This is a genomic window from Enterobacter wuhouensis (assembly GCF_004331265.1).
GTDB lineage: Bacteria > Pseudomonadota > Gammaproteobacteria > Enterobacterales > Enterobacteriaceae > Enterobacter > Enterobacter wuhouensis.
In genome coordinates, this window is sequence record NZ_SJOO01000010.1 from 109,569 (window position 1) to 131,469 (window position 21,901).

The following is a 21,901-nucleotide window of genomic DNA, read 5'->3' on the forward strand; positions in this document are numbered from 1 at the left end:
TCTTTTTTTTTCGTCTGTATATTGTGCTGGCGGCCAAAATGGCGGGTGGCGCTGCGCTTACCCGCCCTACAAACACCAAAAAAAGGCGCCCTGTGGGCGCCTTTTGCATGTCTTGCTGTCGATTACTTCTTGTCGCTGTGTTCTAGGTTTTCAACCTGCGGCAGACCGTTACCGGAGCTGGCGGAAAGCAGGCCGTTCTCAACGTAGTTGAACAGCTTCTCACGGGTATCGGTGATGTCCAGGTTACGCATGGTCAGCTGACCAATACGATCGTCCGGAGAGAATACGGAATCACCTTTTTCCATGGTCAAACGCTCTGCTTTATAGGTCAGATTGTCAGACACGGTGTTCAGGATGGAGTAGTCATTGCCGCGACGCAGTTCCAGCGTCACTTCGCCGGTGATTGCGCTTGCTACCCAACGCTGCAGGGCATCACGCAGCATCAGCGCCTGCGGATCGAACCAGCGGCCCTGGTACAGCAGTTTGCCCAGCTGACGTCCATGCGAGTGATACTGCTCGATGGTGTCTTCGTTGTGAATACCGGTCAGCAGACGTTCGTAAGCAATGTGCAGCAGCGCCATCCCCGGAGCTTCGTAGATGCCACGGCTTTTCGCTTCGATAATACGGTTTTCAATCTGATCGCTCATGCCCAGACCGTGACGGCCACCGATGCGGTTTGCTTCCAGCATCAGCTCAACGTCGTCAGAGAAGGTCTTTCCGTTCAGGGCAACCGGATGGCCGCGCTCAAAGCGTACGGTGACTTCCTCCGCCTGGATTTTGACGTTTTCGTCCCAGAACTTCACGCCCATGATCGGGTTAACGATCTTCACGCTGGAGTTCAGGAATTCGAGATCTTTTGCTTCGTGCGTGGCACCCAGCATGTTGGAGTCGGTAGAGTAGGCTTTCTCAACGGACATTTTGTAATCAAAGCCGCAGGCAATCATGAATTCGGACATTTCATGACGGCCGCCCAGCTCGTCAATGAAGTCGGTATCCAGCCACGGTTTGTAAATCTGCAGTTCGGCGTTGGTCAGCAGGCCATAACGATAGAAACGTTCGATATCGTTGCCTTTATAGGTGCTGCCGTCACCCCAGATGTTCACGCCATCTTCTTTCATGGCGGCAACCAGCATGGTGCCGGTGACGGCACGGCCCAGCGGGGTGGTGTTGAAATAGGTCAGGCCGCCGGTGGTGTTATGAAAGGCACCACACTGAATCGCAGCGATACCTTCGGCGACCAGCTGCTTACGGCAGTCAATCAGGCGTGCGTTCTCTGCGCCATACTCCATGGCACGACGAGGGATCGCGTCATAATCTTCCTCATCCGGCTGTCCCAGGTTCGCAGTATATGCATAAGGAACCGCTCCCTTCTGGCGCATCCACAGCAGTGCAGCGCTGGTATCCAGGCCGCCTGAAAAAGCGATGCCAATACGTTGTCCTACGGGAAGATGCTTGAGAATCGTCGTCATATAATAAAACCCTGCTTGATTGACTGATTAGAGACCGCTTTCGCTCTCGATGCATGTTTATGCAAAATAAGTGAGTATTCATTTAATCATCTTTTGTCGATGACCGAAAGAGACTCGTGCGTTTTTTGTAAAATTTTCCCTCGGTTTGCCCTGGCGGAATCTGGGTTGACAGGTGGGGTCCACTATCAATATACTGGACGCCGATTTAACGTCCCGTCTTCGGTACCAAATCCCAGCATTATTTGCAAATTCTCATCAAAACGCGTAGAATTTGCCACGTTTCAGGCGCGGGGTGGAGCAGCCTGGTAGCTCGTCGGGCTCATAACCCGAAGGTCGTCGGTTCAAATCCGGCCCCCGCAACCACTTTCCCATAAAGTTCTTTTTCAAATATACTGTGAAGACTTAGAGCCTTCGTAGCTGGATTTGAAAAAATTCTTTCGGAGAGTGCTCCAGGCCACAGTTGTGGCTATAGGGTTCAGTTATCTAAAGCCCCGATTTGTCGGGGTTTTTTGTTATCTGACTACAGAATAACTGGGCTTTACGCCCTTTTTTTATGTATTGGGGGTGGGCTTGTCCACATTAGAGCAAAAATTAACAGAGATGATTACTGCACCGGTCGAAGCACTGGGCTACGAACTGGTTGGCATCGAATTCGTTCGCGGCCGCACATCGACGCTGCGCATCTATATTGATAGTGAAGATGGCATCAATGTTGATGATTGTGCTGATGTAAGCCACCAGGTCAGTGCGGTAATGGATGTTGAAGATCCAATCACTGTTGCGTACAACCTGGAAGTTTCCTCACCTGGCCTCGATCGCCCGATGTTCACGGCCGAGCACTATGTGCGCTTTACCGGTGAAGAAGTGGCCCTCGTTCTGCGTATGGCCGTACAGAACCGCCGTAAATGGCAGGGAATTATCAAAGCCGTTGATGGTGAAATGATCACGGTGACAGTCGAAGGCAAAGATGAAGTGTTCGCGCTGAGTAATATCCAGAAGGCGAACCTGGTTCCCCACTTTTAACAGTCTGGATTGAGGTGAAAAGCCCGCGATGAACAAAGAAATTTTGGCTGTTGTTGAAGCCGTCTCCAACGAGAAATCACTGCCGCGTGAGAAGATTTTCGAAGCGCTGGAAAGTGCACTGGCTACAGCAACCAAGAAAAAATACGAACAAGAGATCGATGTTCGCGTAGAAATCGATCGTAAAAGCGGTGACTTCGATACATTCCGTCGTTGGGTAATCGTAGAAGAAGTGACCCAGCCAACCAAAGAGATCACGCTGGAAGCGGCGCGTTACGAAGACGAAAGTCTGAACGTGGGTGAATATGTTGAAGATCAGATTGAATCTGTCACCTTCGACCGTATCACGACGCAGACCGCTAAACAGGTTATCGTGCAGAAAGTTCGCGAAGCCGAGCGTGCGCTGGTCGTCGATCAGTTCCGCGATCAGGAAGGCGAAATCATCACCGGCGTGGTGAAGAAAGTTAACCGCGACAACATCTCTCTGGAAATCAAATCCGAAGGGTTGCCGGGTAACGCTGAAGCGGTAATTCTGCGTGAAGATATGCTGCCGCGCGAAAACTTCCGCCCAGGCGACCGTATCCGTGGCGTTCTGTACGCTGTGCGTCCAGAAGCGCGTGGCGCTCAGCTGTTCGTGACCCGTTCTAAACCAGAAATGCTGGTAGAACTGTTCCGTATCGAAGTACCGGAAATCGGTGAAGAAGTTATTGAAATCAAAGCGGCGGCTCGCGATCCGGGCTCCCGTGCGAAAATCGCAGTAAAAACTAACGACAAGCGTATCGATCCGGTCGGTGCTTGCGTAGGTATGCGTGGCGCACGTGTTCAGGCGGTGTCTACCGAACTGGGCGGCGAGCGTATTGATATCGTTCTGTGGGACGACAACCCAGCGCAGTTCGTGATCAACGCAATGGCTCCGGCTGATGTGGCGTCTATCGTTGTTGACGAAGACAAACACACCATGGATATCGCGGTAGAAGCGGGTAACCTGGCGCAGGCAATTGGCCGTAACGGTCAGAACGTACGTCTGGCGTCACAGCTGAGCGGCTGGGAACTCAACGTAATGACCGTTGATGACCTGCAGGCTAAGCATCAGGCTGAAGCCCATGCGGCGATCGATACCTTCACCAAATACCTCGACATTGACGAAGATTTCGCCACCGTTCTGGTAGAAGAAGGTTTCTCTACGCTGGAAGAACTGGCCTATGTGCCAATGAAAGAGCTGCTGGAAATTGACGGTCTGGATGAACAAACCGTTGAAGCCCTGCGTGAACGCGCTAAAAACGCACTGACCACCCTGGCACTGGCTCAGGAAGAAAGCCTTGGCGATAAGAAGCCGGCTGATGACCTGCTGAATCTGGAAGGTCTTGATCGTGCGATTGCGTTCAAGCTGGCTGCCCGTGGTGTTTGTACGCTGGAAGATCTCGCTGAGCAAGGCGTTGATGACCTGGCTGATATCGAAGGTTTAACCGACGAGAAAGCCGGCGAGCTCATCATGGCCGCACGTAATATTTGCTGGTTCGGCGACGAAGCGTAATAAACTGTAGCAGGAAGGAACAGCATGACTGATGTAACTGTAAAATCGCTGGCTGCTGAGATTCAGACCTCCGTGGACCGCCTGGTACAGCAATTTGCTGATGCAGGGATCCCGAAGTCCGCTGATGACTCAGTGACCGCGCAAGAAAAACAAACCTTGTTAGCGCACCTGAACCGTGAACACGGCTCAACGCCTGACAAGCTGACGCTGCAGCGCAAAACGCGCAGCACGTTGAACATTCCTGGTACCGGTGGTAAAAGCAAATCGGTACAAATTGAAGTCCGCAAGACACGCACCTTTGTAAAACGTGATCCGCAAGAGGCAGAACGCCTTGCCGCGGAAGAGCAGGCACAGCGTGAAGCGGAAGAACAAGCTCAGCGTGAGGCAGAAGCAACTGCCAAACGTGAAGCAGAATTAAAAGCTGAACGTGAGGCCGCAGAAAAAGCGAAACGCGACGCAAGTGATAAAGTGAAGCGTGACGCTGCGGAAAAAGACAAAGTGAGCAATCAACAGACCGACGAAATGACAAAAACTGCCCAGGCTGAAAAAGCCCGCCGTGAAAATGAAGCTGCCGAGCTGAAGCGTAAAGCGGAAGAAGAAGCCCGCCGCAAGCTTGAAGAAGAAGCTCGCCGCGTCGCCGAAGAAGCGCGTCGCATGGCAGAAGAAAACGAGAAGAACGGCGTGAATACCGCTGAACCGACTGAAGACACCAGCGATTATCACGTCACCACTTCTCAGCACGCACGTCAGGCTGAAGACGACAACGACCGTGAAGTTGAAGGTGGTCGTGGCCGTACGCGCAGCACCAAAGCCGCGCGTCCTGCGAAAAAAGGCAACAAGCACGCTGAATCCAAAGCTGACCGTGAAGAAGCACGCGCTGCCGTTCGCGGCGGTAAAGGCGGTAAGCGTAAAGGTTCTGCTCTGCAGCAGGGCTTCCAGAAGCCTGCTCAGGCGGTTAACCGTGACGTTGTGATCGGCGAAACCATCACCGTTGGCGATCTGGCGAACAAGATGGCGGTTAAAGGCTCTCAGGTCATCAAAGCGATGATGAAACTGGGCGCAATGGCGACCATCAACCAGGTCATCGACCAGGAAACCGCACAGCTGGTTGCCGAAGAGATGGGCCACAAAGTTATCCTGCGTCGTGAAAACGAGCTGGAAGAAGCAGTAATGAGCGACCGTGACACTGGCGCAGCGGCTGAACCGCGTGCACCGGTTGTGACCATCATGGGTCACGTTGACCACGGTAAAACCTCTCTGCTTGACTACATTCGCTCTACTAAGGTTGCTTCCGGTGAAGCGGGTGGTATTACCCAGCACATCGGTGCTTACCATGTAGAAACTGAAAACGGCATGATCACCTTCCTGGATACCCCGGGACACGCAGCGTTTACCTCAATGCGTGCTCGTGGTGCTCAGGCGACGGATATCGTTGTCCTGGTCGTTGCTGCGGACGATGGCGTAATGCCACAGACCATCGAAGCTATCCAGCACGCGAAAGCGGCGCAGGTGCCTCTGGTTGTTGCAGTCAACAAAATCGATAAGCCAGAAGCTGACATGGACCGCGTTAAGAACGAACTGTCCCAGTACGGCGTTATGCCGGAAGAGTGGGGCGGTGAAGCGCAGTTCATCCCTGTATCTGCAAAAGCGGGTACCGGTATCGACGACCTGCTGAACGCTATCCTGCTGCAGGCTGAAGTTCTGGAGCTGAAAGCGATCCGTAATGGTATGGCGAGCGGCGCGGTGATCGAATCCTTCCTGGATAAAGGTCGTGGTCCGGTTGCAACCGTTCTGGTTCGTGAAGGTACGCTGAACAAAGGCGACATCGTCCTGTGCGGATTCGAATACGGTCGCGTTCGTGCGATGCGTAACGAACTGGGTCAGGAAGTGCTGGAAGCCGGTCCGTCCATTCCAGTGGAAATCCTGGGCCTGTCCGGCGTTCCGGCTGCCGGTGATGAAGTGACCGTTGTGCGTGACGAGAAAAAAGCGCGTGAAGTTGCACTGTATCGTCAGGGCAAATTCCGTGAAGTTAAGCTGGCTCGTCAGCAGAAATCTAAACTCGAGAACATGTTCGCGAACATGACCGAAGGCGAAGTTCACGAAGTGAACGTCGTTCTGAAAGCCGACGTTCAGGGTTCTGTGGAAGCGATCTCCGACTCCTTGCTGAAACTGTCTACCGACGAAGTTAAAGTGAAGATCATCGGTTCTGGCGTAGGTGGTATCACCGAAACTGACGCAACCCTGGCTGCAGCGTCCAATGCCATCCTGGTTGGCTTCAACGTTCGTGCGGATGCGTCTGCACGTAAAGTGATCGAAGCTGAAAGCCTGGATCTGCGTTACTACTCCGTCATCTATAACCTGATCGACGAAGTGAAAGCAGCCATGAGCGGCATGCTGTCTCCTGAGCTGAAACAGCAGATCATCGGTCTGGCTGAAGTACGTGACGTGTTCAAATCACCGAAATTCGGTGCGATCGCGGGCTGTATGGTTACCGAAGGTAACATCAAGCGTCACAACCCAATCCGCGTACTGCGTGACAACGTGGTTATCTACGAAGGCGAGCTGGAATCCCTGCGCCGCTTCAAAGATGACGTTAACGAAGTCCGTAACGGCATGGAATGTGGTATCGGCGTGAAGAACTACAACGACGTTCGCGTTGGCGATATGATCGAAGTGTTCGAGATCATCGAAATTCAGCGTACCATCGCTTAATCTTCGTCGGCTTTTGGGCCGCCACTGCGTTGGCTGCGCTCGTTCACCCCGGTCACATAGTTATCTATGCTCCCGGGGATTCACGAGCTTGCCGCCTTGTTGCAACCCAAAATCCTTAGAAGATTAACTAGCGTAGGCCGGGTAAGCGAAGCGCCACCCGGCAATAATTTAAAAAAGGGGCTTTAGCCCCTTTTTTGTCTGGAGAATTTATTATGGCGAAAGAATTTGGTCGCCCTCAGCGCGTAGCGCAGGAAATGCAGAAAGAGATCGCGCTCATTCTGCAACGTGAAATTAAAGACCCACGCGTGGGCATGATGACCACCGTCTCTGGCGTAGAGATGTCTCGTGACCTGGCCTATGCCAAAGTGTTCGTGACCTTCCTGAACGATCAGGACGAAGCCGCGGTGAAAAACGGTATCAAAGCGCTGCAGGAAGCCTCTGGCTTCATCCGCTCTCTGCTGGGCAAAGCGATGCGCCTGCGTATCGTGCCAGAGCTGACCTTCTTCTACGACAACTCGCTGGTCGAAGGTATGCGCATGTCCAACCTGGTGACCAGCGTGGTGAAACATGACGATGAGCGTCGTGTTAACCCAGCGGACGACAGCAAGGAGGACTGATGAGTCGTCCTCGTCGTCGCGGTCGCGACGTGCATGGCGTGCTGCTGCTGGACAAACCTCAGGGCGCATCCAGCAACGACGTGCTGCAAAAAGTGAAGCGTATTTTTAACGCCAACCGCGCGGGCCATACGGGTGCGCTGGATCCGCTGGCGACCGGTATGCTGCCGGTTTGCCTGGGAGAGGCGACAAAGTTTTCCCAGTATCTGCTGGATTCCGATAAGCGTTATCGCGTTATCGCTAAACTGGGCCAGCGCACGGATACCTCCGACGCGGACGGCCAGGTCGTGGAAGAGCGTCCGGTGACCTTCAGCGCGGAACAGCTTGATGCGGCGCTGGAAAGCTTCCGTGGTGACACCATGCAGGTGCCGTCGATGTATTCGGCGCTGAAATATCAGGGCAAGAAGCTCTACGAATATGCGCGTCAGGGCATCGACGTCCCGCGCGAAGCCCGTCCGATTACCGTGTACGAACTGCTGTTCATTCGCCATCAAGGCGATGAGCTGGAGCTGGAAGTGCACTGTTCGAAAGGCACCTATATTCGCACCATCATTGACGACCTCGGCGAAAAGCTGGGCTGCGGCGCGCATGTTATCTACCTGCGTCGTCTGGCCGTCAGCACATACCCGGTTGAGCGCATGGTCACTCTGGAGCATCTCCGTGAGCTGGCTGAGCAAGCTGAAGCGCAGGGAATTGCGCCGGCAGATTTGCTCGACCCGTTACTGATGCCGATGGACAGTCCGGCAGCGGATTTCCCGATTGTTAATCTTCCTTTAACATCGTCCGTGTACTTTAAGAACGGAAATCCGGTGCGGACCACGGATGCGCCGCTGGAAGGTCTGGTACGCGTGACCGAAGGTGATGAGGGTAAGTTTATCGGCATGGGTGAAATGGATGGCGAAGGGCGTGTTGCCCCTCGTCGCCTGGTCGTTGAATATCCGGTCGAAGCCTAACGGCGATTGCGGCTCACCTTGCGATAAGCAGGGGAGACGAGTAGAATATCGCCGCTTAACGATCTGCAAATTGTTTAACAATCGGCTGGTCGTATACTGGGATTGCTGAATTAGAGATCGGCATCCTTACATTCTTTATATTCTGGAGTTTGAAAATGTCTCTAAGCGTTGAAGCTAAAGCTAAAATCGTTTCCGAGTTTGGTCGTGGTACTAACGACAGCGGTTCTACCGAAGTTCAGGTTGCACTGCTGACTGCACAGATTAACCACCTGCAGGGTCACTTTGCAGAGCACAAAAAAGATCACCACAGCCGTCGTGGTCTGCTGCGTATGGTTTCTCAGCGTCGTAAACTGCTCGACTACCTGAAACGTAAAGATGTTGCACGCTACACCGCGCTGATCGAGCGTCTGGGTCTGCGTCGCTAAGTCTTGCGAGTTTCAGAAAAGGGGGCCTGATGGCCCCTTTTTTCAACCAGACGGCAGCAATTCACTGGAAACTATTGTATTGTTGCTATAAATGATCTTCATTGCAGAGGTTCGCGCGGCTAATGAGAGGCTTCACCCATGGGGGTGTCGGTTGTCATTAGTCGCGAGGATGCGAAGAAGGTCGGGTTAAATCGTCAGCACACCGGTGGTGTGCTGTCAAACATTTAAGAAAGGACAGAACTTTGCTGAATCCGATCGTTCGTAAATTCCAGTATGGTCAACATACCGTCACGCTGGAAACCGGCATGATGGCACGTCAGGCTACTGCTGCCGTTATGGTAAGCATGGATGACACTGCGGTATTCGTTACCGTTGTTGGCCAGAAAAAAGCTAAACCAGGTCAGGACTTCTTCCCGCTGACCGTTAACTACCAGGAGCGTACCTACGCTGCCGGTAAAATCCCGGGTGGTTTCTTCCGTCGTGAAGGCCGTCCAAGCGAAGGCGAAACCCTGATTGCGCGTCTGATTGACCGCCCGGTTCGTCCGCTGTTCCCGGAAGGCTTCGTTAACGAAGTACAGGTTATCGCGACCGTTGTTTCCGTTAACCCACAGGTTAACCCGGACATCGTTGCCATGATCGGCGCATCTGCTGCCCTGTCACTGTCTGGTATTCCATTCAATGGCCCAATCGGTGCCGCGCGCGTTGGCTACATCAACGACCAGTACGTGCTGAACCCAACTCAGGAAGAGCTGAAAGAAAGTAAGCTGGACCTGGTTGTTGCGGGTACTGAAGCGGCGGTTCTGATGGTTGAATCCGAAGCTGAACTGCTGAGCGAAGACCAGATGCTGGGTGCGGTGGTGTTTGGCCACGAACAGCAGCAGATCGTTATCCAGAACATCAACGACCTGGTGAAAGAAGCCGGTAAACCACGCTGGGACTGGCAGCCAGAAGCGGTGAACGACGCGCTGAACGCACGCGTTGCTGCACTGGCAGGCGCACGTCTGAGCGATGCATACCGCATCACCGACAAACAAGAGCGTTATGCTCAGGTTGACGTTATCAAATCAGAAACCATCGCGACGCTGGTTGCTGAAGATGAGTCCCTGGATGCTAACGAGCTGAGCGAAATTCTGCACGCTATCGAGAAAAACACCGTTCGTAGCCGCGTACTGGCAGGCGAGCCGCGTATCGATGGTCGTGAAAAAGACATGATCCGTGGTCTGGACGTTCGTACTGGCGTTCTGCCACGTACTCACGGTTCCGCGCTGTTCACCCGTGGCGAAACGCAGGCGCTGGTTACCGCAACCCTGGGTACTGCACGTGACGCACAGAACATCGACGAACTGATGGGCGAGCGTACTGACAGCTTCCTGTTCCACTACAACTTCCCTCCGTACTCCGTCGGTGAGACCGGTATGGTTGGCTCGCCGAAGCGTCGTGAAATTGGTCACGGTCGTCTGGCGAAGCGCGGCGTGCTGGCAGTGATGCCGGAAGCAGACAAATTCCCGTACACCGTTCGTGTGGTGTCTGAAATCACCGAATCTAACGGCTCTTCTTCTATGGCTTCCGTGTGTGGTGCCTCTCTGGCGCTGATGGATGCAGGCGTGCCAATCAAAGCCGCCGTTGCGGGTATCGCAATGGGCCTGGTGAAAGAAGGCGACAACTTTGTTGTTCTGTCTGACATTCTGGGCGATGAAGATCACCTGGGCGATATGGACTTCAAAGTCGCGGGTTCCCGCGAAGGTATCTCTGCGCTGCAGATGGATATCAAAATTGAAGGTATCACCAAAGAGATCATGCAGGTTGCTCTGAACCAGGCTAAAGGTGCGCGTCTGCACATCCTGGGCGTGATGGAACAGGCGATTAACGCGCCGCGCGGCGACATTTCTCAGTTCGCTCCGCGTATCCACACCATCAAGATCAATCCAGACAAGATCAAAGACGTTATCGGTAAGGGCGGTTCTGTAATCCGTGCTCTGACCGAAGAGACCGGCACCACTATCGAAATCGAAGATGACGGTACTGTGAAGATCGCAGCAACCGACGGTGAGAAAGCGAAATTCGCTATCCGCCGCATCGAAGAAATCACTGCAGAGATCGAAGTGGGCCGTATCTACGCGGGTAAAGTGACCCGTATCGTTGACTTTGGCGCATTCGTTGCCATCGGTGGCGGTAAAGAAGGTCTGGTACACATTTCTCAGATCGCCGACAAGCGCGTTGAGAAAGTGACCGATTACCTGCAGATGGGCCAGGAAGTCCCGGTTAAAGTTCTGGAAGTTGATCGCCAGGGCCGCATCCGTCTGAGCATTAAAGAAGCAACCGAGCAGTCTCCTGCTGCTGCGCCAGAAGCACCGGCAGCAGAACAGCAAGGCGAGTAAGGTTGCCATTTGCCCTCCGCTTTGCGGAGGGCCTATTATCAGGCAGGACGCCTTGTTAGCAGCCGGGGGACAGGACGTTCATCCAATAGTTGTCTTCGGGAGTGGGAAATGAAGCCTTTTTTGCGCTGGTGTTTCGTTGCGACAGCTTTAACGCTGGCAGGATGCAGCAACTCTGCCTGGCGTAAGAGCGAAGTCCTCGCAGTGCCATTGCAACCGACTTTGCAGCAGGAAGTGATTCTGGCACGCATGGAACAAATTCTTGCCAGTCGGGCTTTAACCGATGACGAACGCGCACAGCTTTTATATGAGCGCGGAGTGTTGTATGATAGTCTCGGTCTGAGGGCATTAGCGCGGAATGATTTTTCACAAGCGCTGGCAATCCGACCTGATATGCCTGAAGTATTCAATTACTTAGGTATATATTTAACGCAGGCAGGCAATTTTGATGCTGCCTATGAAGCGTTTGATTCTGTACTTGAGCTTGATCCAACTTACAACTACGCGCACTTGAATCGCGGTATCGCATTGTACTACGGCGGTCGTGATAAGTTAGCGCAAGATGATCTGCTGGCGTTTTATCATGACGATCCTAATGATCCTTTCCGCAGCCTGTGGCTTTACGTCGTTGAGCGAAAGCTCGATGAAAAGCAGGCCAAAGAAGCACTGAAACAGCGCTTCGACAGTTCGGATAAGGAACAGTGGGGATGGAACATTGTCGAGTTCTACCTGGGGAACATTAGCGAAGCAACGCTGATGGAACGCCTCAAGGCGGACGCAACGGATAACACCTCGCTCGCTGAGCATCTCAGTGAAACCAACTTCTATTTAGGTAAGTACTACCTAAGTCTGGGGGATAAGGACAGCGCCACGGCACTGTTCAAATTAGCGGTTGCTAACAACGTACACAACTTCGTTGAGCACCGTTATGCATTGTTGGAATTATCGCTCTTGGGCCAGGAGCAAGACGACCTGGCAGAATCGGACCAGCAATAGCTGACGACATAAACATCAGCCCGTAATCTTTTGATTGCCATCACCTTAACTGGTGAGGGCGTTGTTGTTCGTCAATACACCTACTTTGAGCCGGTTCACACTTTTCAATGAAAATTGCTAATCATTTTCACGATGAGCTAAGTAGACTGGCCGCCATTAATATCGAGGCACTTGTACTACATGGCTGAATTCGAAACCACTTTTGCAGATCTGGGCCTGAAGGCTCCTATCCTTGAAGCCCTTAACGATCTGGGTTACGAAAAACCATCTCCGATCCAGGCTGAGTGTATCCCACACCTGCTCTCTGGTCGTGACGTGCTGGGCATGGCCCAGACTGGTAGCGGTAAAACTGCAGCGTTCTCGCTGCCGCTGCTGAACAACATCGATCCGGACCTGCGTGCACCGCAGATCCTCGTCCTGGCTCCAACCCGTGAACTGGCTGTTCAGGTTGCAGAAGCTATGACGGAATTCTCTAAACATATGCGCGGCGTAAACGTGGTAGCCCTGTACGGCGGCCAGCGTTATGACGTGCAGTTACGCGCCCTGCGCCAGGGTCCACAGATTGTTGTCGGTACGCCGGGCCGTCTGCTGGATCACCTGAAGCGCGGTACTCTGGACCTCTCTAAACTGAGTGGCCTTGTACTGGATGAAGCAGATGAAATGCTGCGTATGGGCTTCATCGAAGACGTCGAAACTATCATGGCGCAGATCCCAGAAGGTCATCAGACCGCTCTGTTCTCTGCAACCATGCCGGAAGCAATCCGTCGCATTACCCGCCGCTTCATGAAAGAGCCGCAGGAAGTGCGTATTCAGTCAAGCGTTACCACTCGCCCGGACATCAGCCAGAGCTACTGGTCCGTGTACGGCATGCGCAAAAACGAAGCGCTGGTACGTTTCCTGGAAGCAGAAGATTTTGATGCGGCGATTATCTTCGTTCGTACCAAAAACGCGACTCTGGAAGTGGCTGAAGCCCTGGAGCGTAGCGGCTACAACAGCGCAGCGCTGAACGGCGACATGAACCAGGCCCTTCGTGAGCAGACTCTGGAACGTCTGAAAGACGGTCGTCTGGATATCCTGATTGCAACCGACGTGGCAGCACGTGGTCTGGACGTTGAGCGTATCAGCCTGGTTGTAAACTACGACATCCCAATGGATTCCGAGTCTTACGTTCACCGTATCGGTCGTACCGGTCGTGCGGGTCGTGCTGGCCGCGCGCTGCTGTTCGTTGAGAACCGCGAGCGTCGTCTGCTGCGTAACATTGAACGCACCATGAAGCTGACCATTCCAGAAGCTGACCTGCCAAATGCAGATCTGCTGGGCAAACGCCGCCTGGAAAAATTCGCCGCGAAAGTACAGCAGCAGCTGGAAAGCAGCGATCTGGATCAGTACCGTGCGCTGCTGTCGCAGATTCAGCCTACCGCTGAAGGCGAAGAGCTGGACATGGAAACCCTGGCTGCAGCACTGCTGAAAATGGCTCAGGGCGAACGTAGCCTGATCGTGCCGCCAGATGCGCCAATGCGTCCTAAGCGTGAATTCCGTGACCGTGACGATCGTTTCGAACGTCGTGGCGACCGTAATGACCGTGGCCCGCGTGGCGATCGTCCAGAGCGTGGTGGTGAAGACCGTCCACGTCGCGAGCGTCGTGACGCTGGCGAAATGGAACTGTACCGCATTGAAGTTGGCCGTGATGACGGTGTTGAAGTTCGTCATATCGTTGGCGCGATCGCTAACGAAGGCGACATCAGCAGCCGTTACATTGGTAACATCAAGCTGTTCGGTACTCACTCCACCATCGAGCTGCCTAAAGGCATGCCGGGCGAAGTACTGCAGCACTTTACGCGCACCCGCATCCTGAACAAGCCGATGAACATGCAGCTGATGGGTGATGCACAGCCTCGCTCCGATCGCGGTGGTGAACGTCGTGGCGGTGGTCGCAGCTTCGGTGGCGAGCGTCGTGAAGGCGGTCGTAGCGAAGGTCGCGGTGAACCACGTCGTTTTTCCGGCGAACGCCGTGAAAGCCGTGGCCCACGTCGTGACGAAGGCTCTAGCCGTCGCCGTGACGCGTAAGCCTTACGCACCTGACGTAAAGTAAAATATACAGCCCCGATAAATGCTATCGGGGCTTTTTTTATTTCTTTTGTACTCTTGTACTGGTACAGTGCTGCACATTAACATGCATCACCGCATTATTGACTGGAGAAATGGCTGTATGGCGACACTAACCACCACCCAAACGTCACCTTCGCTGCTTGGCGGCGTGGTGATCATCGGCGGTACCATCATTGGTGCTGGGATGTTTTCCCTGCCTGTGGTCATGTCCGGTGCGTGGTTCTTCTGGTCGCTGGCGGCGCTGGTGTTCACCTGGTTCTGCATGCTCCACTCCGGGCTGATGATCCTTGAGGCGAACCTGAACTACCGCATTGGCTCAAGCTTCGACACCATCACCAAAGATCTGCTGGGCAAAGGCTGGAACCTGGTGAACGGGCTGTCCATCGCGTTTGTGCTCTACATCCTGACCTACGCATATATTTCGGCGAGCGGCTCAATCCTGCATCACACCTTCTCAGAGATGTCGCTAAACGTTCCGGCGCGGCTGGCGGGGCTGTGCTTTGCGCTGGCTGTGGCGTTTATCGTCTGGATGAGTACCAAAGCGGTGAGCCGCATGACGGCGATCGTGCTGGGTGCGAAGGTCATCACCTTCTTCCTGACCTTCGGCAGCCTGCTGGGGCACGTGACGCCCGCCACGCTGTTTAACGTCGCGGAAGTGAATACCTCCTACACGCCGTACCTGCTGATGACGCTGCCGTTCTGTCTGGCGTCGTTCGGCTACCACGGCAACGTGCCGAGCCTGATGAAGTACTACGGCAAAGATCCGCGCACCATCGTGAAGTGTCTGGTCTACGGCACGCTGCTGGCGCTGGGGCTGTATGTGATTTGGCTGCTGGGGACGATGGGCAACATCCCGCGTCCAGAATTTATCGGCATTGCGCAAAAGGGCGGTAACATCGACGTGCTGGTGCAGGCCCTGAGCGGCGTGCTGAACAGCCGCAGCCTGGATCTTCTGCTGGTAGTCTTCTCTAACTTTGCGGTGGCGAGCTCTTTCCTCGGCGTGACCCTGGGGCTGTTTGACTACCTGGCGGATCTGTTTGGCTTTGATGATTCTGCCATGGGGCGCTTCAAAACCGCGCTGCTGACGTTCCTGCCGCCGATTGTGGGCGGCCTGCTGTGGCCGAACGGCTTCCTCTACGCCATTGGCTATGCAGGGCTGGCGGCAACCATCTGGGCGGCGATTGTACCGGCGCTGCTGGCGCGTAAATCACGTAAACGCTTCGGCAGCCCCAAATTCCGCGTCTGGGGCGGCAAGCCGATGATTGCGCTGATCCTGGTGTTTGGCGTTGGCAACGCGCTGGTTCACGTGCTGTCGAGCTTTAACCTGTTGCCCGTGTATCAGTAAGTCTTTTGTGCCGGATGGCGGCTACGCCTTTTCCGGCCTACGCGATCCCGTAGGCCCGGTAAGCGCAGCGCCACCGGGCGAAACAATGGCTACCCCACCAGCTCCTCTTTCACCTGCATCGCCAGGTCAAACGAATGCAAACGCGCCTGGTGATCGAAAATCTGACCGTTAACCATAATCTCATCCGCCTGCGTCTCGCGCAGTACCGCGTCCAGCCCGTGGCGCACTTTCGCTTTATCACCCACCAGCGACATGCTCAGCGCCTGCTGAACGCCATACTGTTCGGAGGCGGACCACAGCTGGTGCATATTCTCTACCGGCGGCGGAAGCTGGCCGGTCTCGCCGCGGCGCAGCTTCATAAACGCCTGCTGCATTGAGGTAAACAGGAATTCAGCGTCGCGGTTGCTGTCTGCGGCAATGATGTTAATACATACCATCGCGTACGGCTTCTCAAGACGCTCGGACGGTTTGAAGTTCGTGCGGTACAGATGCAGCGCCTGGTGCAGCATATCCGGCGCGAAGTGCGAGGCAAACGCAAACGGCAGCCCCAGCTGTGCGGCGAGCTGGGCGCTGTACAGGCTTGAGCCTAGCAGCCACACCGGGATCTTCTCACCGTAACCCGGTACCGGGCGCACGTGCGGGTTCGGATCGCGCGCGTCGAACCAGTCTACCAGCTCGGCCACGTCGCGCGGGAAGTTGTCGATATCACCGCTCATATGGCGGCGCAGGGCGCGCATGGTTGGCTGGTCGCTGCCCGGCGCGCGGCCAAGCCCCAGGTCAATTCGGCCTGGGTATAAGGTATTCAGCGTACCAAACTGCTCGGCGATAACGAGCGGGGCATGGTTCGGCAGCATCACGCCGCCGGAGCCCAGGTGCAGGGTAGTGGTATTTGCTGCAAGATAGCCAATCAGTACCGAGGTGGCAGCGCTGGCGATGCCTACCATATTGTGATGCTCGGCCAGCCAGTAGCGGTGATAGCCACGCTTTTCGGCCAGCTGAGCCAGATCCAGAGAGTGTGAAAAGGCTTCTCTTGCCGAGGAGCCTTGTGGGATCGGCGCCAGATCCAGCACCGAAAACGGAATGGTTTTGTCAGTCATAACAGCTCACTTTGTCGACGGTGAATCTTTAATACTGCATTAAAAAATGATAACCGTTGTTAACAAAGTGAGCCTTTTTTACGCCTGCAGCTCCAGCCCGGCGAGACGCTTCCAGTAACCGTTGCAGTCGCTGTTTGCCGTCAGCGGTAGCGGAGCGGCGCCATTTTCGTTGGCGCGGAAGGCGTCCAGCATCGCGAACACGCCGGTATCCAGCGGCGACAGCCGCACCATATCCACCAGCCCGTCCATCGACGCCAGCTCGTTGCCGAGGTTATAGACATAGCCGCTCATGGTCTGAATGCCGTTCAGGACAAACACCTGCTGGTTCTCCTGCGACAGCATGCTGCGCCCGTTCGGGTACTTGATGCAGCAGGTTTCGCATTCGTCTTTCGGACGATCTTCCGACCGCGCGGTAAAGCAGCGGGCGGAGTAGGCCAGCGGCAGATGGCCGTAGCTCAGCACTTCCACTTCGAACTGATTGCGTATGCCCAGCTCGTCGCACTGATTCAGCAGGTTTGCCAGCCAGTCGCGGGAGAGTTCTACCGGCATGCACCAGCGCGTCATTCCCTGCTTGAGCAGCAGGCGCAGCGTCACGGCGTTGTAGCAGTTCAGCGCATGACCCGCGACAAACGGCAGCTTACGCTCGGCGCACATGTTCACCACGCCGAGATCGCTCGCTTCCAGCAGGAACTCGCCGTTTTCGACGTAGCGCTTCAGCTCGCCCAGTTCGGAAGACGCCTGCACCAGCGCGAGCGTCGAGAGCACCACCTGCTTGCCGCTTCCGGCCAGGCTTTTCGCCATATCCAGCCAGTCGCCCACTTTGGTGGCGCGGCGCTTGCTGCACACCGCTTCGCCGAGGTAAATCACGTCGGCGCTGCTGGCGGCGGCCTGTTGGTAAAAATCTTCCAGCGTCTCTTTTGGCCAGTAGTAGAGCACCGGTCCTAATGAATATTTCATGATTATCTCACTGCCATTTACGGTGATACGCGCCAAGCGTGGTTTGCGTGCCTTCGGACATTGAACCGAGCGTCTCCATCCAGGCCGGATGCGGGGCGTAGTTCTGCGGGTCCGCCATGCAGCGGTCGATGGCCTGACGCCACACTTTCGCCACCTGGCTCACGTAGGCCGGGCTGCGCTGGCGACCTTCGATTTTCACCGAGGCGATATTGGCCGCCAGCAGCTCTGGCAGCAATTCCAGCGTGTTAAGGCTGGTGGGCTCTTCCAGCGCGTGGTAGCGCTCGCCGTCGACCAGATAGCGGCCTTTGCACAGCGTTGGATAACCCGCGTTTTCACCGTCCTGATAGCGATCAATCAGCACTTCATTCAGACGAGATTCCAGCCCCTGCGGGGTCTGCTGCCAGCGAACAAAGCGGGCAGGGGAGCAGGCTCCGACGGTATTCGGTGATTCACCGGTGAGATAAGAGGAAAGATAGCAGCGACCTTCAGCCATGATGCACAGGCTGCCGAAGGCAAAAACCTCAAGCGGCACTGGCGTGACGCGGGCGAGTTGCTTAACCTGATGAATCGAAAGCACGCGCGGCAGCACCACGCGGGCGACGTTGAAGTTTTGATGATAAAAACGCACGGCTTCTTCGTTGGTGGCGGATGCCTGAACAGAGACGTGGCGCTCAATATGCGGATAACGTTCTGCCGCATACTCAAGCATGGCGAGGTCGGCCAGGATCAGCGCATCGGCGCCGAGCTGCGCCGCCATATCCACCGCGCGCTGCCAGCGTGCGTAGCCGTCAGGATGGGCAAAGGTATTGATGGCAATGTGCAGCTTGCGGCGGTGCTGGTGAACGAAGTTAACGGCTTCCTGAAGCTTTTTCTCCGTAAAGTTGAGGCCAGCAAAATGGCGGGCGTTGGTGTCATCCTTCAGCCCGATATAGACCGCGTCGGCCCCATTTTCGATGGCCGCCTTAAGCGCCGGAAGGTTTCCGGCAGGGCAGAGCAGCTCCATAAATTATCCTGATGTTGTCGATCGCAGGGATCGCAAAATTGTTAACGAGCTGGGATTTTAATTAACCCATACGCGACAATTTTTGATTTAAGGCAGCTAATGGCGTATTGATGACACCAATAATGAGGTAAGCCGGACGTCGGTTTGTTGATTTACGCCGCTATGTTCTGGAATGGATGTGGCAAAATAGCGGGATTACAGATATCAGGGAGTAAAGCTCGTGCTGGAGAAACTGCGTTCACGTCTCGTACAATTTGGTCCATCAATGCTGAGCGTGCCGGTCAAGCTGGCGCCGTTCGCGCTTAAACGTCAGGTGCTGGAGCAGGTGCTGAGCTGGCAGTTCCGTCAGGCGCTGCAGGATGGCGAGCTGGAATTTCTGGAAGGCCGCTGGCTGAGTATCGAGGTGCGCGACATCGGGCTGCGCTGGTTTACCTCCGTTGAGAACGGCCAGCTGATCGTGCGCGAGTCCGCCGAGGCGGACGTGAGCTTTAGCGCAGACGCCAGCGATCTGCTGATGATCGCCGCGCGTAAGCAGGACCCGGATACGCTCTTCTTCCAGCGCCGTCTGGTGATTGAAGGCGACACGGAGCTGGGCCTGTACGTGAAGAATTTAATGGATGCCATTGAGCTGGAGCAGATGCCGAAAGCGCTGCGCGTGATGTTAATGCAAATGGCAGATTTCGTTGAGGCCGGGCTGAAAACCCCGCCGGACGGTAAACACACTTCAGTAGGTGAGCCATGCTGATTCGAGTCGAAATTGGGATTGATGCACCGGGTATCGATGCATTGTTACGCCGCTCTTTTGAGAGCGATGCGGAAGCCCAGCTGGTCCACGATCTCCGCGAAGACGGCCTGATCACGCTGGGGCTGGTTGCCACCGATGACGAAGGTCAGGTGGTGGGCTATGTGGCCTTCAGCCCGGTGATCGTTCAGGGCGAGGATCTTCAGTGGGTCGGAATGGCACCCCTGGCGATCGATGAAAACTATCGCGGGCAGGGTCTGGCGCGCCAGCTGGTTTATGAAGGGCTGGACTCGCTGAATGAGTTTGGCTATGCCGCGGTGGTTACGCTGGGCGAGCCAGAATTCTATGGCCGTTTGGGCTTTGAGCCGGCGGCGAAATACGATCTGCGCTGCCGCTGGCCGGGCACCGAATCCGCTTTCCAGGTCCATCGCCTGGCGGATGACGCCCTTAGCGGCGTGAACGGCCTGGTGGATTACCACGATCATTTTAATCGCTTTTAATCAGGCTCTCGCGTAGCGCTTCAAAAGAGCCGTCTCCGGTGACGAGGCGCTCTTTCTGGCGCTTCGTCAATTGCTTGATGCGGTACTCAAGCCTTAGCGCCAGCGATCTGTCGCCCACAGGTGCAGAAAAGGCGAGCCGTAATTCCCCTTTCCCCCGCAGCGCCTTAGCGCCTTTCCCCGTTTGATGCTGTAAAAAACGCCGCGCCACATCGGTGGTGATCCCGGTGTAGAGTGCGTTATCAGCGGTTCGGACAAGATAGAGAAACCAGCACACGGTAAACGGATTCAGTATGTTAAGGTGAACGCACCATAGCATGAGAGAGAACGAAAATGGAAACACTGGCCGCCATTAGCCGCTGGCTGGCGAAGCAGCATGTCGTGACCTGGTGCGTCTATGACGAGGGTGAGATGTGGTGCGCGAACGCGTTTTATTACTACGATCCGGAGCGCGTGGCGTTTTACGTCATGAGCGAAGACAAAACCCGGCATGCGCAGATGACCGGCCAGCAGGCGAAGATAGCTGGCACGGTAAACGGCCAGCCGAAAACCGTCGCACTGATCCGCGGGGTGCAGTTCAAAGGTGAAATCCGTCGGCTGGACGGAGAAGAGAGCGACGCGCGGCGTATACGCTACACGCGTCGCTTCCCTGTTGCGGCTGCGCTAAAGGCCCCGGTGTGGGAAATCCGCCTCGATGAGCTGAAATTTACCGACAACACCCTGGGCTTTGGCAAAAAGCTGCACTGGTTACGTCCCGAGCAGGCGTAGCGCTTCCCGGTTAAACGCCGGGAGATCGTCCGGGGTGCGGCTGGTGATCAGCTGGTCCTTGTCGTTCACGACCTCCTGATCGTAAAACTCCGCGCCCGCGTTTTTCAGATCGATAACGATCGGCTTCACGGCGGTCAGTTTGCGCCCGCGCACGACTTCGGCGCTGATCAGCAGCTGCGGACCGTGACAGATAGCAAACACCGGTTTGCCTGTTCCCACGAAGTCACGGGTAAACGTCACGAAGCGCTCGTCCCCGCGCAGGGAATCCGGTGAATGGCCGCCGGGTAACAGCAGGGCGTCGAAATCGGACGGGCTGACGTTATCGATAGACTCATCAATCGTCACGCTGGCTTCTCCCTTATGGCCTTTCACCGTTTTGCCCGCTTCTTTCTCAATGGTGATGACCTCATGTCCCGCCTTGCGGAACGCCTCTGCAGGAGAGGTGAATTCTGAATCTTCAAACTCGTCGGTAATCAAGACTGCGATTTTCTTGCCCATGCTTCCTCCGTTGTTTTGGGTTCAGACTGATTTTTCTCCGTTTGTGGTAAATACTTACCTGTAACAGACTTCTAAGTGTGGTAGACCACGCTGAGTTCGCAAACGGACAATTCTGTAAAGGGGATACGATGAGTCAGGTATTGATTACGGGCGCCACCGGGCTGGTGGGCGATCATCTGCTGCGGCTGCTGATTCAGGATCGCCATGTGAACTACATTGCTGCTCCGACGCGTCGCCCGCTGGCGGATATCTCGGGCGTCTTTAACCCGCACGATCCGCAGCTGACCGACGCGCTGGCGCAGGTGCAGGACCCGATTGATATCGCCTTTTGCTGTCTCGGCACCACGCGGCGCGAGGCGGGCAGTAAAGAGGCATTTATCCACGCCGACTACACGCTGGTGGTGGATACGGCGCTCACCGCGAAAAAGCTGGGGGCGAAGCATTTTCTGGTCGTAAGCGCCCACGGTGCAAATGCCAGCTCGCCTTTCTTCTATAACAAGGTGAAGGGCAAAATGGAGGATGCGCTGATTGCGCAGAAGTGGGAGCGCCTGACGATCGTGCGCCCCTCCATGCTGATCGGTCATCGCGACGAGCGGCGTTTTAACGAGTCATTTTTTGCGCCTCTGTTTCGTATCCTTCCCGGCAACTGGAAATCCATCGAGGCGCGGGACGTGGCGCGCGCGATGCTAAAAGAGGCGCTTTCTCCCTCGCAGGAAGGCGTGAACATCATCCCTTCGGCAAAACTGCGTGAAATCGCACAGGGCGAGGCGTAAACTCCCCCGGCTAA

Annotated in this window: 21 protein-coding genes and 1 tRNA gene; 16 read left to right on the top strand and 6 right to left on the bottom strand. The window is 55.3% G+C overall.

What is annotated here, in order from left to right; genetic code table 11:
* Positions 1–122: 122 nt before the first annotated feature.
* Positions 123–1,469: an argininosuccinate synthase gene (gene argG / locus E0L20_RS19085; protein ID WP_006178761.1), complete on the bottom strand. Its 1,347-nt coding sequence runs from the start codon at positions 1,467–1,469 to the stop codon at positions 123–125.
* Positions 1,470–1,755: 286 nt separating this feature from the next.
* Here argG and E0L20_RS19090 point away from each other — a divergent pair.
* The 12 genes from E0L20_RS19090 to mtr all read left to right on the top strand — a co-directional run bounded on the left by E0L20_RS19090 (position 1,756) and on the right by mtr (position 15,552).
* Positions 1,756–1,832 (top strand) — tRNA-Met (locus tag E0L20_RS19090).
* A gap of 207 nt (positions 1,833–2,039) precedes the next feature.
* Positions 2,040–2,492: a ribosome maturation factor RimP gene (gene rimP, locus E0L20_RS19095; RefSeq protein WP_014071903.1), complete on the top strand. Its 453-nt coding sequence runs from the start codon at positions 2,040–2,042 to the stop codon at positions 2,490–2,492.
* A 28-nt stretch (positions 2,493–2,520) separates the two neighbouring features.
* The gene (gene nusA, locus E0L20_RS19100; RefSeq protein ID WP_131635319.1) at positions 2,521–4,023 is read left to right on the top strand and encodes a transcription termination factor NusA; all 1,503 of its coding nucleotides are present in this window, start codon (positions 2,521–2,523) and stop codon (positions 4,021–4,023) included.
* A 24-nt stretch (positions 4,024–4,047) separates the two neighbouring features.
* Complete coding sequence (gene infB, locus E0L20_RS19105; protein ID WP_131635320.1) at positions 4,048–6,735, top strand: translation initiation factor IF-2; 2,688 nt, start codon at positions 4,048–4,050, stop codon at positions 6,733–6,735.
* Positions 6,736–6,947: 212 nt separating this feature from the next.
* Positions 6,948–7,352 carry a 30S ribosome-binding factor RbfA gene (rbfA, locus tag E0L20_RS19110; protein ID WP_003024988.1) on the top strand — a complete coding sequence of 135 codons (405 nt, stop codon included), beginning with the start codon at positions 6,948–6,950 and terminating at the stop codon, positions 7,350–7,352.
* Complete coding sequence (truB, locus tag E0L20_RS19115) at positions 7,352–8,302, top strand: tRNA pseudouridine(55) synthase TruB (protein ID WP_131635321.1); 951 nt, start codon at positions 7,352–7,354, stop codon at positions 8,300–8,302. Before rbfA ends, truB begins: the two co-directional genes overlap by 1 nt.
* Before the next feature lie 155 nt (positions 8,303–8,457).
* The gene (gene rpsO, locus E0L20_RS19120; RefSeq protein WP_003861789.1) at positions 8,458–8,727 is read left to right on the top strand and encodes a 30S ribosomal protein S15; all 270 of its coding nucleotides are present in this window, start codon (positions 8,458–8,460) and stop codon (positions 8,725–8,727) included.
* A 242-nt stretch (positions 8,728–8,969) separates the two neighbouring features.
* A complete protein-coding gene (gene pnp / locus E0L20_RS19125) occupies positions 8,970–11,105 on the top strand; it encodes a polyribonucleotide nucleotidyltransferase (RefSeq protein WP_131635322.1) in 2,136 nt (711 codons plus the stop codon).
* Between the two features lie 108 nt (positions 11,106–11,213).
* The gene (nlpI, locus tag E0L20_RS19130; protein WP_131635323.1) at positions 11,214–12,098 is read left to right on the top strand and encodes a lipoprotein NlpI; all 885 of its coding nucleotides are present in this window, start codon (positions 11,214–11,216) and stop codon (positions 12,096–12,098) included.
* A gap of 107 nt (positions 12,099–12,205) precedes the next feature.
* Complete coding sequence (gene yrbN, locus E0L20_RS19135) at positions 12,206–12,286, top strand: protein YrbN (RefSeq protein ID WP_097397692.1); 81 nt, start codon at positions 12,206–12,208, stop codon at positions 12,284–12,286.
* Positions 12,279–14,165, top strand: a complete 1,887-nt coding sequence (locus E0L20_RS19140) for a DEAD/DEAH family ATP-dependent RNA helicase (RefSeq protein ID WP_131635324.1) — start codon at positions 12,279–12,281, stop codon at positions 14,163–14,165. The genes yrbN and E0L20_RS19140 overlap by 8 nt, the downstream gene beginning before the upstream one ends.
* A gap of 142 nt (positions 14,166–14,307) precedes the next feature.
* A complete protein-coding gene (mtr, locus tag E0L20_RS19145) occupies positions 14,308–15,552 on the top strand; it encodes a tryptophan permease (RefSeq protein ID WP_131635325.1) in 1,245 nt (414 codons plus the stop codon).
* Between the two features lie 89 nt (positions 15,553–15,641).
* Here the strand turns inward: mtr and E0L20_RS19150 are convergent, their stop codons facing one another.
* The 3 genes from E0L20_RS19150 to ubiU form a co-directional block, all read right to left on the bottom strand.
* On the bottom strand, positions 15,642–16,649 hold the full coding sequence (locus E0L20_RS19150) for a luciferase-like monooxygenase (RefSeq protein ID WP_125915249.1): 1,008 nt from the start codon (positions 16,647–16,649) through the stop codon (positions 15,642–15,644).
* A gap of 78 nt (positions 16,650–16,727) precedes the next feature.
* Positions 16,728–17,606: a U32 family peptidase gene (locus tag E0L20_RS19155; RefSeq protein WP_121424757.1), complete on the bottom strand. Its 879-nt coding sequence runs from the start codon at positions 17,604–17,606 to the stop codon at positions 16,728–16,730.
* Between the two features lie 7 nt (positions 17,607–17,613).
* A complete protein-coding gene (ubiU, locus tag E0L20_RS19160) occupies positions 17,614–18,609 on the bottom strand; it encodes a ubiquinone anaerobic biosynthesis protein UbiU (protein WP_131635326.1) in 996 nt (331 codons plus the stop codon).
* Between the two features lie 220 nt (positions 18,610–18,829).
* Between ubiU and ubiT the strand changes: the two genes are divergently transcribed.
* Both ubiT and E0L20_RS19170 read left to right on the top strand, forming a co-directional pair.
* Positions 18,830–19,354: a ubiquinone anaerobic biosynthesis accessory factor UbiT gene (ubiT, locus tag E0L20_RS19165; protein WP_131635327.1), complete on the top strand. Its 525-nt coding sequence runs from the start codon at positions 18,830–18,832 to the stop codon at positions 19,352–19,354.
* A complete protein-coding gene (locus E0L20_RS19170) occupies positions 19,348–19,851 on the top strand; it encodes a GNAT family N-acetyltransferase (protein ID WP_131635328.1) in 504 nt (167 codons plus the stop codon). The genes ubiT and E0L20_RS19170 overlap by 7 nt, the downstream gene beginning before the upstream one ends.
* Here E0L20_RS19170 and E0L20_RS19175 read toward each other — a convergent pair.
* Positions 19,838–20,167, bottom strand: coding sequence for a GIY-YIG nuclease family protein (locus tag E0L20_RS19175; RefSeq protein ID WP_131635358.1), 330 nt, complete (start codon positions 20,165–20,167; stop codon positions 19,838–19,840). The two genes, E0L20_RS19170 and E0L20_RS19175, sit on opposite strands and share 14 nt — an antisense overlap.
* A 14-nt stretch (positions 20,168–20,181) precedes the next feature.
* Here E0L20_RS19175 and E0L20_RS19180 point away from each other — a divergent pair, with 14 nt between their 5' ends.
* Entirely contained in the window at positions 20,182–20,616 is a 435-nt protein-coding gene (locus E0L20_RS19180) for a YhbP family protein (RefSeq protein WP_131635329.1), read from the top strand.
* Here E0L20_RS19180 and E0L20_RS19185 read toward each other — a convergent pair.
* Positions 20,596–21,114, bottom strand: a complete 519-nt coding sequence (locus E0L20_RS19185) for a type 1 glutamine amidotransferase domain-containing protein (protein WP_131635330.1) — start codon at positions 21,112–21,114, stop codon at positions 20,596–20,598. The genes E0L20_RS19180 and E0L20_RS19185 overlap by 21 nt on opposite strands.
* 128 nt (positions 21,115–21,242) lie before the next feature.
* On the opposite strand from E0L20_RS19185, the gene E0L20_RS19190 reads away from it, so the two are divergent.
* Positions 21,243–21,887 carry an NAD(P)H-binding protein gene (locus tag E0L20_RS19190; protein ID WP_131635331.1) on the top strand — a complete coding sequence of 215 codons (645 nt, stop codon included), beginning with the start codon at positions 21,243–21,245 and terminating at the stop codon, positions 21,885–21,887.
* Positions 21,888–21,901: the final 14 nt, after the last annotated feature.